Annotated in this window: 14 protein-coding genes; 9 read left to right on the top strand and 5 right to left on the bottom strand. The window is 41.8% G+C overall.

Annotated features, from left to right (window positions below; all coding sequences use genetic code 11):
- Positions 1-168: 168 nt before the first annotated feature.
- From gatC to rlmD, 5 genes are all read left to right on the top strand, one after another.
- Positions 169-459, top strand: coding sequence for an Asp-tRNA(Asn)/Glu-tRNA(Gln) amidotransferase subunit GatC (gene gatC, locus E4U82_RS18360; RefSeq protein WP_135111700.1), 291 nt, complete (start codon positions 169-171; stop codon positions 457-459).
- A 12-nt stretch (positions 460-471) separates the two neighbouring features.
- Positions 472-1,941 carry an Asp-tRNA(Asn)/Glu-tRNA(Gln) amidotransferase subunit GatA gene (gene gatA, locus E4U82_RS18355; protein WP_135111699.1) on the top strand — a complete coding sequence of 490 codons (1,470 nt, stop codon included), beginning with the start codon at positions 472-474 and terminating at the stop codon, positions 1,939-1,941.
- Complete coding sequence (gatB, locus tag E4U82_RS18350; protein ID WP_135111698.1) at positions 1,938-3,368, top strand: Asp-tRNA(Asn)/Glu-tRNA(Gln) amidotransferase subunit GatB; 1,431 nt, start codon at positions 1,938-1,940, stop codon at positions 3,366-3,368. Before gatA ends, gatB begins: the two co-directional genes overlap by 4 nt.
- Positions 3,369-3,634: 266 nt before the next feature.
- Positions 3,635-4,540 carry a diacylglycerol kinase gene (locus E4U82_RS18345; protein ID WP_135111697.1) on the top strand — a complete coding sequence of 302 codons (906 nt, stop codon included), beginning with the start codon at positions 3,635-3,637 and terminating at the stop codon, positions 4,538-4,540.
- Between the two features lie 93 nt (positions 4,541-4,633).
- Positions 4,634-6,013, top strand: coding sequence for a 23S rRNA (uracil(1939)-C(5))-methyltransferase RlmD (gene rlmD / locus E4U82_RS18340; RefSeq protein ID WP_135111696.1), 1,380 nt, complete (start codon positions 4,634-4,636; stop codon positions 6,011-6,013).
- A gap of 193 nt (positions 6,014-6,206) precedes the next feature.
- Here the strand turns inward: rlmD and E4U82_RS18335 are convergent, their stop codons facing one another.
- The 4 genes from E4U82_RS18335 to E4U82_RS18320 form a co-directional block, all read right to left on the bottom strand.
- Positions 6,207-7,121, bottom strand: a complete 915-nt coding sequence (locus E4U82_RS18335; RefSeq protein WP_425339542.1) for a sensor histidine kinase — start codon at positions 7,119-7,121, stop codon at positions 6,207-6,209.
- Between the two features lie 14 nt (positions 7,122-7,135).
- Complete coding sequence (locus E4U82_RS20395) at positions 7,136-7,474, bottom strand: hypothetical protein (RefSeq protein WP_245183650.1); 339 nt, start codon at positions 7,472-7,474, stop codon at positions 7,136-7,138.
- A gap of 377 nt (positions 7,475-7,851) precedes the next feature.
- The gene (locus tag E4U82_RS18325) at positions 7,852-8,766 is read right to left on the bottom strand and encodes an ATP-binding cassette domain-containing protein (protein WP_135111692.1); all 915 of its coding nucleotides are present in this window, start codon (positions 8,764-8,766) and stop codon (positions 7,852-7,854) included.
- A gap of 95 nt (positions 8,767-8,861) precedes the next feature.
- Positions 8,862-9,542 (bottom strand): response regulator transcription factor, encoded by a 681-nt coding sequence (locus tag E4U82_RS18320; RefSeq protein ID WP_135111690.1) that lies wholly within the window; start codon positions 9,540-9,542, stop codon positions 8,862-8,864.
- Positions 9,543-9,856: 314 nt separating this feature from the next.
- Between E4U82_RS18320 and E4U82_RS18315 the strand changes: the two genes are divergently transcribed.
- Both E4U82_RS18315 and E4U82_RS18310 read left to right on the top strand, forming a co-directional pair.
- Complete coding sequence (locus E4U82_RS18315; protein ID WP_135111688.1) at positions 9,857-12,136, top strand: ATP-binding cassette domain-containing protein; 2,280 nt, start codon at positions 9,857-9,859, stop codon at positions 12,134-12,136.
- 73 nt (positions 12,137-12,209) lie between these two features.
- The gene (locus E4U82_RS18310; protein WP_209300605.1) at positions 12,210-13,166 is read left to right on the top strand and encodes a tRNA dihydrouridine synthase; all 957 of its coding nucleotides are present in this window, start codon (positions 12,210-12,212) and stop codon (positions 13,164-13,166) included.
- 126 nt (positions 13,167-13,292) lie between these two features.
- On the opposite strand, the gene E4U82_RS18305 is transcribed toward E4U82_RS18310, so the two are convergent.
- Positions 13,293-13,550, bottom strand: a complete 258-nt coding sequence (locus E4U82_RS18305; RefSeq protein ID WP_135111686.1) for a hexameric tyrosine-coordinated heme protein — start codon at positions 13,548-13,550, stop codon at positions 13,293-13,295.
- 320 nt (positions 13,551-13,870) lie between these two features.
- On the opposite strand from E4U82_RS18305, the gene E4U82_RS18300 reads away from it, so the two are divergent.
- Positions 13,871-14,428: an isochorismatase family protein gene (locus E4U82_RS18300; protein WP_135111685.1), complete on the top strand. Its 558-nt coding sequence runs from the start codon at positions 13,871-13,873 to the stop codon at positions 14,426-14,428.
- A gap of 102 nt (positions 14,429-14,530) precedes the next feature.
- The gene (locus tag E4U82_RS18295; RefSeq protein WP_135111684.1) at positions 14,531-15,067 is read left to right on the top strand and encodes a DUF1572 family protein; all 537 of its coding nucleotides are present in this window, start codon (positions 14,531-14,533) and stop codon (positions 15,065-15,067) included.
- The last annotated feature ends 206 nt before the right edge of the window (positions 15,068-15,273 follow it).

Genomic DNA, 15,273 nt, shown 5'->3' with positions numbered 1-15,273 from the left:
TTAACTATACCAAATGTTGAGGTGTTTTTTCATGTTTAAACGTAATGTCAAACTCCTATTTTAAATTCTACAAGCACTTGCATGTTTTAAGCTAACTACGATTTTGTTGGTGCGAAAGTTGAGTTATAATAAAAATAAGGTAAAAATCAGTTAATGGAGGTGTACAGCATGGCAGATATTTCAAAAGATCAGGTTAAGCATGTTGCCAATTTGGCACGACTTGCCATAACCGAAGAAGAAGCTGATATGTTTACTGAACAACTAAGTTCAATCATTGATTATGCGGAGCAGTTAAATGAACTGGATACGGATAACGTTGAACCGACAACTCATGTTCTGGATTTGAAAAATGTACTGCGCGAGGACGAGCCGAAAGAATGGATTTCCAGAGAAGAAGCACTGAAAAATGCACCGGACAAGCAGGGTGGATATTTCCGCGTGCCGTCAATTCTGGAATAAGGAGGGAAAAGAATGTCACTATTTGACCATAGCATCAAACAATTGGAAGACATGTTACATAAAAAGGAAATTTCCGCTGAAGACCTGGTTGATGCATCATATGACCGGATCAGAGAAGTTGATGACCAGGTGAAGGCATTTTTAACGTTGGATGAAGAACACGCCCGCAGCCAGGCGAAACAGTTGGACGCAGCGCCGGATGCAGACGCACGGTTATTTGCGATTCCGGCTGGCATTAAAGATAATATTGTCACGAAAGGCTTGCGGACCACATGTGGTAGTCAATTTCTGAAAAACTTTGACGATCCGCTGTACAATGCAACGGTTGTTGAAAAATTGAATGCAGAAAAAACAGTAACGGTCGGTAAATTGAACATGGACGAATTTGCCATGGGGTCATCGACGGAAAATTCCAGTTATGCGTCTACCCGCAACCCTTGGAATACGGATCACGTCCCGGGGGGATCCAGCGGTGGTTCGGCAGCGTCTGTTGCAGCAGGGGAGGTATTGTTTTCCCTCGGTTCTGACACGGGCGGCTCAATCCGTCAGCCGGCCTCATTCTGCGGTGTCGTTGGCATGAAACCAACATACGGCCGTGTGTCGCGCTCCGGGCTTGTCGCGTTTGCATCATCCCTTGATCAAATTGGCCCGATCACCCACAGTGTAGGGGACAATGCACGCGTGCTTGAAGTCATTTCCGGCCATGACAAAATGGATTCAACCAGCGCCAATGTTGATGTACCTTCCTATACGGACAAGCTGACAGGTGATGTCAAGGGAATGAAAATTGCTGTACCGAAAGAATACCTGTCAGAGGGTGTTGCGCCTGAAGTAAAAGAGGCGGTCATGAACGCGTTAAAAGTATATGAACTGCTCGGTGCTGAGTGGGAGGAAGTTTCCCTGCCGCACTCGAAATATGCGGTCTCGGCTTATTATCTCCTCGCATCATCCGAAGCATCCGCCAACCTGGCCCGTTTTGACGGTGTCCGCTATGGCGTGCGTTCGGACAAAGCAAATAATATGATGGATATGTTCACCCATTCCCGCAGTGAGGGTTTTGGTGATGAAGTTAAACGCCGGATCATGCTTGGGACATTCGCGCTGAGTTCCGGGTATTATGATGCGTACTATAAAAAAGCACAGAAAGTACGGACATTGATTAAAAATGACTTTGATCAGATTTTGAATGATTATGATGTCGTCATCGGGCCAACTGCACCAACACCTGCATTTAAAGTCGGTGAAAAAGTCGATGATCCATTGACGATGTATGCCAACGATATTTTGACTATTCCAGTCAACCTGGCAGGCGTTCCTGGAATTTCGGTGCCATGCGGTTTTTCAGAAAAAGGGTTGCCAATTGGCTTGCAGATCATCGGGAATGCTTTTGATGAAGGAACGGTCTATCGTGCGGCACATGCGTATGAGCAGGCAACGGAACATCATACAAAACGGCCTCAATTGGGAGGTGCCAAATCATGAACTTTGAAACAATTATCGGACTTGAAGTACACGTCGAATTAAAAACGGACTCCAAAATTTTCAGTCCAAGCCCCAACGCATTCGGTGATGAGCCAAACACAAACGTCAGCCCGATTGACCTTGGCTATCCGGGCGTTTTGCCGGTGTTGAACGAAGAAGCGGTCAACTTTGCCATGAAGGCAGCATTGGCACTGAACTGTGACATCGCAACCGATACCAAATTTGACCGAAAAAACTACTTTTACCCGGACAACCCGAAGGCCTATCAGATCTCCCAGTTTGATCAGCCAATCGGTGAAAATGGCTCGATTGAGATTGAGGTGAACGGCAAGAAAAAACGAATTGGGATTACCCGTCTGCATATGGAAGAAGACGCTGGCAAATTGACCCACCAGGATGATGGGCATTCGCTCGTTGACTTTAACCGCCAGGGAACGCCGCTGATTGAAATTGTTTCGGAACCGGATATGCGCTCACCGGAAGAAGCCTATGCCTATCTGGAAAAACTAAAAAATATCATTCAATATACTGGTGTTTCGGATTGCAAAATGGAAGAAGGATCGCTCCGGTGTGACGCCAATTTGTCTATCCGTCCGATTGGGCAGGAAGAGTTTGGTGTCAAAACCGAACTAAAAAACCTGAACTCCTTCTCATTTGTACAAAAAGGTCTGGAATTTGAAGAGAAACGTCAGGAAAAAGAACTGCTCTCAGGCGGCGAAATTTTACAGGAAACGCGCCGTTATGATGAAAAAACCAAAGAAACGATTTTGATGCGCGTCAAAGAAGGCTCCGACGACTACCGTTATTTCCCGGAACCGGACCTTGTGCCGCTGTATATTGATGAAGAATGGAAGGAACGCATTCGTGCTGAGATTCCGGAATTGCCGGATGCCCGTAAACAGCGCTACATCGATGAGTTACAGCTTCCTGAATATGATGCCGCTGTTTTGACCAGTTCCAAGGAAATGTCTGATTTCTTCGAGGGAGCAGTTGAAAATGGCGCGGATATCAAGCAGGCTTCCAATTGGCTGATGGGCGATGTTTTAGCATATATGAACAAGCACTACAAAGAATTGCACGAACTTGCTTTGACGCCGGAAGCACTGGCGACCATGATCAAGTTGATTGAGGATGGCACGATTTCATCCAAGATCGCCAAGAAAGTTTTTGCCGAACTTGTGGAAAACGGCGGCGATCCGGAAAAGATTGTGAAGGAAAAAGGTCTTGTGCAAATTTCCGATGAAGGCCAGCTAACTGAAATCATCACAAATGTACTGGACGAAAATGAACAATCCATTATTGACTATAAAAACGGCAAAGACCGCGCCATTAAATACCTGGTCGGTCAGGTCATGAAAGTAACCAAAGGCCAGGCCAACCCGCCGATGGTGAATAAAATTTTGCAAGCCGAGATTGACAAGCGTTAGTTGCTTGATTGCTTAAGTTGCGGAAACGCCAAAGTATAGGCTGACAACGTCATTAAATGCAGAAACGCCGGATTTTCGCGTGAAAACGCCAGATTTCTCGTCTGTCGTACTGAACCGAATAAGAAAGTCATAGAAATAAATGATGGACCGGCTGCCAATTTACGGCAGCAGTCCATCATTTTTAAGCAATGGCTTTTCAATCAATGTAAAAAACGCTATGATAGACGTTAGGTGTAAAACTGATTTGCGCGTTGGGAGAGAATGTCATGAAAAAAGCTCGCATTATATATAACCCGACATCAGGAAGAGAGGCATTTAAGAAGGAACTGCCCACTGTATTGGAGCGGTTTGAAATCGCCGGCTTTGAAACATCAGCACACGCGACAACGCGCGAAGGTGACGCCATCGAGGCTGCCAAAATAGCTGTCGAACGGCACTTTGATCTAGTTGTTGCGGTAGGTGGTGATGGTACAATCAATGAAGTCATCAATGGATTGGCGGAGCAGGAACACCGTCCAAGCCTTGGCGTTATCCCGACTGGCACAACCAATGATTTTGCCAGAGCCTTGTGCATTCCCCGTGATATTAGAAAAGCAGTCGATATTATTTTGAACGGTCAATCAAAGCTCCTCGATATCGGCCGTGTGAATGCCCACTATTTTGTCAACATCGCCGGGGGCGGTAAATTGACAGAACTGACGTATGATGTCCCAAGTAAGCTAAAAACAGTGCTTGGTCATTTGGCCTACTATGTGAAGGGGATTGAAATGCTTCCCTCTCTGAAGCCGACGCGGGCAAGAATTGAATATGATGGAACCATTCTCGATGAGGACATCATGCTGTTCCTCGTTGCCAATACCAATTCAGTCGGTGGTTTTGAAAAGCTGGCGCCTGATGCACGCTTGGATGATGGCTATTTTGATCTGTTGATTTTAAAGAAAATGAATCTGGCTGAATTTGTTCGTATTGCCAGTCTGGCCATCAGGGGCGCTCATCTTGAGGATAAGCGGATTTTGTATACGCAAGCTAAACATATCAGCGTTGAAACAGATGATAAGATGCAACTGAACATAGATGGTGAATACGGCGGGCTGCTGCCGGGTGAATTTGAAAACCTGCCCCAGCACATTGCGTTTTTTGTGCCGGATAAATTTGTTGAAAAAGAAGGTTGACGAAAGACTGCTGACAGTGGCAGTCTTTTTAATTCATAACAAAGGATATGGTAGGATTAGAACTATATTAAACGTACGAAAAGGAAGATAACAATGGCGAAACAAGCAGCACCAGTGAAAAAGAATCAGACCGTGACACTTCAGTTTGAAGATTTGACTCATGAAGGGAGCGGTGTCGGAAAAATTAATGGCTATCCATTATTTGTTCCTTACGCACTCCCGGGTGAGGAGGGCGAAGTCAAGGTTGTTAAGGTCAATAAAAACTTTGGGTTCGGCAAACTGATTAAGGTTACGAAATCCAGTGAAGAGCGCGTTGAACCGCCATGTGATGTGTATTATCAATGCGGTGGATGTCAGCTGCAGCATATGAGCTATGAACTGCAGCTTGAGATGAAACAGAATCAGGTAAGAAATGCTATGCGAAAAGTTGCTCATCTTGAAGACGTACCGGTGCATTCGATCATTCGCATGGACGATCCCTGGCGTTATCGCAATAAAGTGCAGATGCCTGTGGGGGAAAAGGAAGACGGTGAACTAAAAACCGGTTTTTACCAAAAACGCAGTCACCGGATCATTGATGGGATGGAGACGTGTAATATCCAGGATGAAGTGAATGACCGGATGGTGGAAGCGGTACGGCGAATCGCTGACCGGCTGGGAATCCCTTCCTATGATGAGGACAAAGATACTGGTGTGTTAAGGCATATAGTTGTTCGAACAGGTGAAGTGACAAAGGATACGATGATTGTCATCATAACACGAACGTCCGATTTGCCGCATCAGGACGCAATGGTCAAGGAACTGATCAAGACGTATCCGCATATTAAATCGATCGTTCATAACATCAATGATCGGAAAACAAATTCCATTTGGGGGAAACAATCGAAGGCCATCTGGGGAGAAGACTATATTTATGACACAATCGGTGATATTCAATTTGCCATTTCCGCCAAATCGTTTTATCAGGTCAATCCGCCCCAGACGAAGAAGTTATATGATAAAGCATTGGAATATGCCAGGATTGGCAGCGATGATACGGTTGTTGATGCTTACTGCGGAATTGGTACCATCTCATTGTTTTTGGCACAGGAGGCCAAAAAAGTTTACGGTGTAGAAGTTGTCCCGGAAGCGGTTGATGATGCCTGGAAAAATGCCGGATTGAACGGTTTCACTAATGCCGAGTTTTATGTCGGCGAAGCGGAAAAAGTCATGCCCTGGTGGACAGCTCAAGGTTTGCGCCCGGACGTGGTTGTCGTCGACCCACCGCGAAAAGGCTGTGACGAGGAACTGCTAAAAGCCATGCTCGGAATGGAGCCGAAGCGGATTGTATATGTGTCATGTAACCCGTCAACTCTGGCGCGGGACTTACGTATTCTGGAAGACGGTGGCTATGCTACACAGGAAGTCCAGCCAGTGGATATGTTTCCGCAGACCCATCATGTTGAAGCGGTGTGCTGGCTGGAGAGGAAATAGTCCAGTTAAATTTAAAAGCCCGATTCCAATAAATCTCGAGTTTCCTCAATAGGACCTCGAGATTTATTCATGTTCTGACTGCCAACAGATTACTTATTATAATGTCTTTTGATGCATCACGTTATATAATGTATCTTAACTCCGCGCTCTGACATGTTTATGACAGAATTATTGCTTAGGCGTTTTTCCCACTCTAACCCCATTTCTTAAAGGTTACGTCAATCTTAAATTCATTTTCATGAATATCGGCAGTTGCTCCACCTTCTTGTTTATTGATAAGCTGCCTGACAATATGCAAGCCTAATCCAAGCCGTCCATTAGTTCGACTAGTATCCATCTTAAATGTTCGATCAAAAATTCGATGGAGTTCAGTACGATCAAACTCATTAACATCATTGACTGCCCTTAACCGAACATATTCTTTTTCTTCAATTAAGTTAATGGTTACATAGCTTTTGGCATACCGCAAAGCATTTTGAATAATGTTTGTCACAATTCGATTTGTTGCTTTCTTGTCAGCAAAAATAGGGGCCACGACGGTTTTATCCACATGGATCTTTAACTGGCTTTTTTCAAAATCATTGTAGAACATGAGCATAGCATCTACGATAATTTGATTCAAAAACTGCTGCTCCATAACCAATTGTTTGTCTGATGAATCAATTTGTGAGAACTCATAGAATAAATCGACCATCATGCTGAGATTGTCTATCTTCCTTTGAATAATAGTTAAAAACTCTATTCTTTCTGTTTCGGATAAAGAGGGATCATGTAACAGTTCTGAGAATCCTTTCATTGATGTTAAAGGCGTTCTTAAATCATGAGAGATATTTGTTATTTCCTGCTTTATTTCTTCTTCTCTCTTTTGCGTGTGCTGCTGATCCTGCTTGAATAAATGAATGAGCTGATTGATTTTCGTAACAAATCTGATGAGGCTTTTACTGTGCGTATTTGTGCGCACTAATTCATTTGTACCGAAATTTTCAATGATTTCTTCCAATTGGTTCGTCATTCTTCTAATATCCCAATGGAATAGCAGAAGCATCCCGATACTAACCATTAGTAGGAAAATCAAAATAAGGATTATCAACCAGCCATTCACATCCATTCATCCCTTCTTCATCAATTGATATTTTGTTTGGCGAATCTTTTCGTCCCTATTAGTAAAGAAATCACGGAAATCACGATACCTGTTACCCAAAGACGATAATCGAAATGTGCAGATTGATTCATAAAGCTCGTTAAGTTTTCGTTTAATAGTGTACTTGGCGTATAATCGAACAGCATGTATAATAGATCACCAGAAAAAATATAAATGAATAGGAACAGGATAATAATATAGACTTCACTGACATTCAGCATTTTCATCACATGAATCAGAATAAATCCGCTGAGCACAATCGGTACCATGTTTGAACCAGCTATCAGGAAATTGCTGACCGAATGTTCTTTACTGGCCATGAGTGTTTCTCCTAATGTAATCGTTAAGAGCAGACCAGTCACACATAGTAACAGAAAGTAACCTAAAGTTAGGATTAGCTTTGACCAAAAGACCGTGTTCCGAGAAAAACCAAAGGATACAGATTGTTTGATTAGAGACGTATCCTTCCCTGTAAGCGTAGAATTAAAGAGCAATGCTACAATCATAATTAGTAGCGTATTACCAATTACGCTCGAATATAAAAACATGCTCGTTGCGTAAGGGAAATTCGGCTCTTGCTGTTGAGAAAAGTACAAAACAACCACTGCTGCGACAATTAACAATAAACAAATCATACTCGTAATATAAAGACCTTTTTTACGTAGCAAACGATAATGTTCGCTTTTCATATAATTAATCATTTTTCAACCCCCTCCACTAATCCTAAGAAGTACTCTTCTAAATTCAGTGCTTCGATACGAAACTCCATCACTAACACACCACTGTCGATTAAAAGCCGATTGATTTCACCGCTCTCTTCTACATAATTTTGGATGGTTATGATATGATTAGGAAGGATTTTATATTGAATATCAGGATATGCTTGCTCTAACAATCGTGCTGCTTTCGCTGCATCATCAACTTTAAGACGAATTTGTTTCTTACTTTTATCATCTAAAGTCTTTTTACTTAAATCATCGACGATTACACCATTCTTGATAAATACAAAACGTGTTGCCAGCAATTGCAGTTCGGTTAAAATATGACTTGAAACTAGAATCGATATTTGTTTTTCCTCGTTCAGCTTCAATAATAACTTACGAATCTCCATAATTCCTTCAGCATCCAACCCATTGATTGGCTCATCCAACACTAAGCAATCTGGACTACTTAATAGACATAGGGCAATTCCTAATCGCTGCTTCATTCCCATGGAGTAATCTCTAAACCGCTTTTTCTTTTGCTTTGCTAGGTCAACAATTTGCAAAACTTCATAGATGCGTTCCTTCTCAGCAATGCCTCGCTGAATTCGAAAATACTCAAGATTTTGGGCTGCAGTAAAATCCGGGAAAAATTCCGGTGCCTCGATCATGAAGCCCATTCTTTTTTTGGCTTGAGCCGTTTCCTTGCCTGACTTGCCAAATAATTGAATGTCTCCTGCAGTTGGAAATAATTGCCCTGAAAGCATTTTAAATATCGTCGATTTGCCAGCACCATTTTTGCCAATTAATGCGCAAATTTCTCCTTTCCTTAATGAGAAATCAAGGGGTTTGATAACTACTTCTTTCTTAAAGGTTTTCTTCAATTGATACGTTTGAATAATGATATCCATCTTGTTGACTCCTTCGCTAAATTTATTGATACATTTAGTTTAGCTTAGATGTCTTTAATATCCCTTAAACAAAACATAAAGAAATTATAAAGAAATCAAACCAACATAAAGCCGATCCCCCAAATTGTCTTTATATACTCGTCAGAGGTGATTTCGGCAAATTTTTTACGAAGATTTGAGACATGAACATTAATGGTATTGTCATCGCCTAAATAGGTCCCTTTCCAGATTCTTTCATAAATCTCCCTTTTGGAAAAAGCACGATCTGGATAACTTACAAATAAGGACAAAATATCAAACTCTGCATTCGTTAATTGCAGTTCGTTGTTTTCTAATGATACAGATAGCTTTTTCGGATCGATTTTTAGACCACGCCATACTTTATACGGCGTTTGTGATGGATTATTAACTGATTTTCTTAATTGAACTTCAACCCTAGCCAGAACCTCTTCTTGATTAAATGGTTTCGTTATATAATCGTCTGCGCCCACTTTCAATACGTGTACTTTATTTTCAATGTCAATCTTGGCGGAAATGACAATAATGGGAATCGCACTCTCTTCTCTGATCTGTTTTATTAATTCTTCCCCGCTTTTACCTGGTAACATTAAGTCCAAGAGAATTAAATCGTATGTATTATTATGCAGCTGTAGAAGGCCTTCTGTACCAGAATAAGCCACAACTGGACTCATGTTTGATTTTGTTAAAATGACGTTTAACAGCTTACTAATTTCTTGATCATCTTCAATTATTAAAATTCTTTTACCTTCAAGCATTATTATCACCTGCCTTTGAAAACCATTGCCATTTTGTTTGATTATATCTAATTATAGCTTATTTTGTGTGATTACAAGTAGTTTGAATCGATGTTAAATTTTGATTGGTGTTAAAATAGAACAGATACTCTTCAACAGATAGTGGGAAACCCTTTTAAATCAAGGACTTCCTTCCGATCTTTTAAATATATCTTTTGTGTTCATAATGTTTGTAGGACGAGTATACCAAAAAGATAGAATCACAAGCAGCCAATTGATGAGGCCTGGCGTATCTTAGGCATTTGTTTGCAGATAAAATCAGAAAGCGTGATAAAATGGCGGAAATGAAAGATGAAATCATTTTAAGAGGGCTTAAAGAGAATAATTTAAACAATGTAGATTTAAACCTCCCGAAAGAAAAAATTGTTGTATTTACTGGTCTTTCGGGCTCAGGGAAAAGTTCGGTTATTTTTGATACATTAGCAACAGAAAGCAGAAGACAAATGACGTTGAATTATCCTCACTATGTCAGATATCAAATGCCAAGATATGAAAGACCACATGCTGATCTTATGCAAAATTTGAGTCCGGTTGTTGTTGTCGAGCAAAGACCTGCTGGAGGCAATTCTCGTTCAACAGTTGGCACCTATATGGATGCAGACCCATTAATCAGACTTTTGTTTTCAAGAATAGGAAAACCGTCCATAGGTTCTGCTACCGAATTTTCGAGTCAAAGTTCTTTTGGCAGCTGTGCTGAATGCGGTGGATTTGGGGAGACAATTGCTCCAGACCTAAATAAGATGATCAATTTCGATAAATCACTTCGAGAGCATGCAGTTCAGTTTAAGCCTCTATCGCCTTCAGGGTGGCAAGGTAACTGGATGATGACGTGCGGATTATTCGATCCGGATAAAGCCCTAAAGGACTACCCAAAAGAAAAACTCCAGCTTCTACTATATGGTCCTGGAGAAGGTAAAACAGTAAATGCGCCATTTCATACAAAAAATGGACCTCAAAAGCATGATTGGGATGGGATCATTCCCAGATTTAAACGTCTTTATATAAACAGGGATATTTCAAAGCTGAGAGGCGTATCCCAGGATGATGTTTTAGCTGTAACCTCACATGCATTATGCGAAACGTGCGGTGGGTCCGGTCTGAACCCAAGAGTTTTAGAATGCAGAATCAATGGCTTAAATATTGCAGAATACGATCAATTAGAAATCGCAGACCTTTTGGAAGAATTAAATCGGATAAAAGATCCAATGGGAGAATCAATTGCAATTCAAACAATCCCGCATATCAAACAACTAGTTGATATGGGGTTAGGGTATTTGAGCCTGTCACGAAAGATGAGTACGTTGTCCGGCGGCGAAGCTCAAAGGGTGAAAATCGCTCGTCATTTAGGGAGCAGTCTAAATAACCTCACCTACATTTTCGATGAACCAACCGCAGGACTTCATCCACAAGAAGTGAATATGTTAATACAGATGCTAAGAAATATAAAAGATGGACATAATAATGTAATTGTCATTGAACACGATCTATCCGTCGTAAAAGCAGCTGATGAAATAATCGAGATGGGACCAGGAGCAGGTGTAAATGGAGGAGAAGTTGTCTATCAAGGGGAATTAGAAGGATTAAAAAGTTCTAAAGCCAAAACAATCCTGGACCATAAGCTAAACATAAACAAAAATCCAAGAGAGATAAAAAGTCATTTCACCATAAAAAAAGCACGTAACAATAACTTAAAAAATACAAACGTAAATATCCCCGAAAATGCCTTCGTCTCCATATGCGGCGTGTCTGGTTCGGGCAAAAGTTCTTTAATGCTTGAGGCCTTCCCGGAACGTTTCCCGGAAATGATTAAGGTGGGGCAAGGGAGCATAGGTATTTCCAACCGTTCAACACTCGCTACGTATATGGGCATCATGGACGACATCCGATCGATTTTTGCCAAAGAAACAGGTCAGCAGGCTGGTTTATTCAGTTTCAATTCGCTTGGAGCCTGTCCGGTTTGCAATGGAAAAGGCGTGATGAAGCCTGACGTCGCATTTGCAGATCCGGTGACAATTGCCTGTGAAGCTTGCGGTGGGACACGATTTTCAAGCAAAGCCTTGTCTTATCGGTATCATGGTAAAAATATAGTTGAGATTTTAGATTTAACGATAGATGAAGCGCTAAACTATTTTCAAAAGCCGAAGATTATTAAAAGGGTAAATATGCTCAAGGAAGTCGGACTCGGCTATTTGGCGCTCGGACAGACGACAAGTTCTTTGAGTGGAGGAGAAGTCCAACGCTTGAAATTAGCGAGCCACCTACAAAAAGAAGGACAAATCTACTTGCTGGACGAACCCTCCCTAGGACTGCACAAAAAAGATAACGGAAAACTGTTAAATTTATTTCAAACGCTTGTAAACAAAGGCAATTCTGTTATAATAATCGAGCATAATCTGGACTTTATAGCGGCCTCTGACTGGGTAATAGAACTGGGCCCAGGAGGAGGCAAACAAGGCGGACATATTCTTTTTGAAGGAACACCAGAAGACATGCTATATGCAAAAACAGTGACAGCGAAATGGTTAAAGGATGGAGCCAGGGAACATCCTCATTGAAATCTGGATTTTATGCTGGATTTCGTGGGTTTTTTCGAAGCTTTTGTCACCTATGAAAGGAATTGAATTTAATATGGAAGATAATTTTTGGTATCATTTACCACGTCCGTTTTATGTGCTGGCTCCCATGGAGAACGTGACGGACGTTGTTTTTCGTCATGTCGTAAGCACGGCAGCCAGGCCGGATGTGTTTTTTACAGAGTTTACAAATACAGACAGTTACTGCCACCCGACGGCAGTCCATAGTGTGCGCGGGCGTTTGACATTTACAGAAGATGAACAGCCTATGGTTGCCCACATATGGGGCGATAAGCCTGAGCATTTTCGGCAAATGAGTATTGGTATGGCGAAAGAAGGCTTTCAGGGGATCGATATTAATATGGGATGTCCTGCGCCTAATGTGGCCCCCAAAGGGAAGGGGTGCGGTCTTATCCGCCGCCCGGACGTTGCAGCCGATATTATTCAAGCAGCCAAAGCAGGCGGATTGCCTGTCAGTGTGAAGACAAGGCTTGGTTACACGAATGTCGATGAATGGCGCAACTGGCTGAGACATTTATTGGATCAGGACATCGTCAATTTGTCCATCCATCTGCGGACAAAAAAAGAAATGAGCAAAGTGGACGCCCATTGGGAATTGATCCCGGAAATCAAGAAACTTCGTGATCATGTGGCACCGGACACGCTTTTGACAATCAATGGTGATATCCCTGACCTGCAAACCGGCGCTCGGCTTGCACAACAATACGGTGTCGACGGGGTTATGATTGGGCGCGGCGTTTTTAAAAATCCATTTGTCTTTGAAAAGGAGACAAAAGACCATAACAGTAAGGAATTGCTTGATCTCTTACGGCTGCATCTGGATCTTTTTGATCAATATTCAACTGAATTAGACCCGCGTCCGTTCAAACCGCTTCGTCGATTCTTTAAGATATATGTCCGTGAATTCCAGGGGGCAAGTGAACTGAGAAATCAATTGATGGAGGCCGAGTCAACAGATGAAGTGCGTGCATTGCTCGACGACTTTGCGTAAAAGAGTGTTTGGTACGGCGGACAGGAGCCATGTCCCTATTCAAAGAAAAACGAAATGGGCCATTAAACCTGTCCTTCCGTCTAACCATTTCTCGAGGTCACCTACGTCTTTCGAAACCCTTGCTACTCAAAACAAAAACTGGCTTAAATCATCATCATTTTTTTCCCAATAATGATTCGCAGCGGCTATCGTTTGAAAGTTTATAGCAACCACTTGTGAAGCGGATATCAGACTACGAGCGTTCCGGGCATATTTTGGCCGCAATTTTTTCCTGATCTTTTCCGACGGCTGTGTGTATTGTACACCCTTCTGAGCCAATGTAATGGCTAATTCAAAGCCCTCTTGAGGCGTTTTAGTTTTTAAACTTCTAAGCCACTTTTCCATGCGTTTCATCCCCCTTTAAGATTACTCATACATAATATATGCCCAGAAAAATGGAAGGTTCATTGACCAACATATTGGATGGCTTCTTTTCACGCTTATTGGAAAATCATATTCCCTTATTTTCAGGCAGTACCATTCCAGAAAGAATTATGTTACGATTCAGTTGTCTAAAAATTAGAACGCTGATTTGTGGACAATTATTTTTTGATTAGGAGGGGCAGATATTATGACGAATAAAATATATTTAGGAACGTGTACTAAGGGGAATACGTCTAAAGCATGATATAGCGTTTTCCTTGTATTTGAAAGGGGAATATCATTTGAAGCAAACATTATTAATTATTGATGCCCAACAGGAATTAATTGATGGGAATCAGGAAGAAAGCGCGGTTTTTAATAAAGGACGGCTTATCAGGAATATTAATTTCGTGATTGAAAAGGCACTGAAATCTGACGTTCCAGTTGTCTTGGTAAGGGATCTGGATGTTGCTGGAGGTACGGATGAAGGATTTCAGGTTCACGATGAGATTAATGTACCTGCCGCGTCAAAGATTTTTGATAAAACGGCAACGAATTCCTTCCATGGTACAGGGCTTTTAAATCATTTAAGGTCGCAGGAAATGGAGCATGTTGTTATGATGGGCTGTGAAACTCAACACTGTATAGATAGTGCCGTCAGAACAGCCACTATTAGCGGCTTTGATGTAACACTGGTCGGTGATGGACACTCAACAACTGGCAGTGGAGTTTTAAGTGCAGAACAAATTATAAAGCACCATAATGAAACGCTTCATGGTCATTACAATGTAGAACACTTTTCAGTTGTCAGAAATGCCGATGAAGACTTGTTTCAGCCAACACATGCATCCTACAGGTAAGTAAAAGACGTATAGAAATACACCTTCCCAATTCCTCAGCGCTGTCACCAGGGAGTTGGGAAGTTATAATAAGCAAAACGAATGATAACAGGCGGGATGTTTATGACCATTGGAACTGAGTATTTAAAAATTGTCCGGGAAAGATTCCGAAAAGTGAAGGGGCTGGGTGATAAAGCCTTACAGCAATTGTCCGGAGGGGATATTCACTGGACATTAAATGAAACTTCAAACAGCGTTGCAGTCATCGTTAAGCACTTAAGCGGCAATATGACTTCAAGATGGACTGATTTTTTAACATCTGATGGTGAAAAATCCGACAGAAACCGTGATCAGGAATTTATTAATACCGTTTCGTCAAAGCAAGACATGATGTCTATTTGGGAAAAAGGCTGGACAACCGTGCTTGAAACGTTGGATGCTTTGGATGAAGCGGATCTATTAAAAACTGTTACGGTGCGTGGTGAAAGCCATACAGTGATTGACGCCATTGAAAGGCAACTGGCACATTATGCATACCATGTCGGGCAAATTGTTTTTGCCGGGAAGCAGCTTAAAGACGAGGCATGGGAAACGCTTAGTATTCCCAAAGGAAAGTCAGAGGAGTATTTGCAGCAAATATTGAAGAGGCATCAGGACTAATTGTTCAATAGGCAAGAGAAGAAATCCTGAACCTTAAAAAGCATTCCTGTATATCAAAAAATTTGAGGGTAAGTGGGATTAGAATCGGTTGTACAAAAATAGAGTCCCCTTGGTACGATAGAGAGTGTCATCGCGATGACCTCGAAATTAGATACCAAGGAGGACTCCTACAATGGATTTTACACAAAATAATCGCTTAGAGCAAA

It is taken from the genome of Lentibacillus salicampi, assembly GCF_004565465.1.
In the GTDB taxonomy this organism is placed as follows: domain Bacteria; phylum Bacillota; class Bacilli; order Bacillales; family Amphibacillaceae; genus Lentibacillus; species Lentibacillus salicampi.
This window is presented reverse-complemented; position numbering and strand designations above follow the sequence as displayed.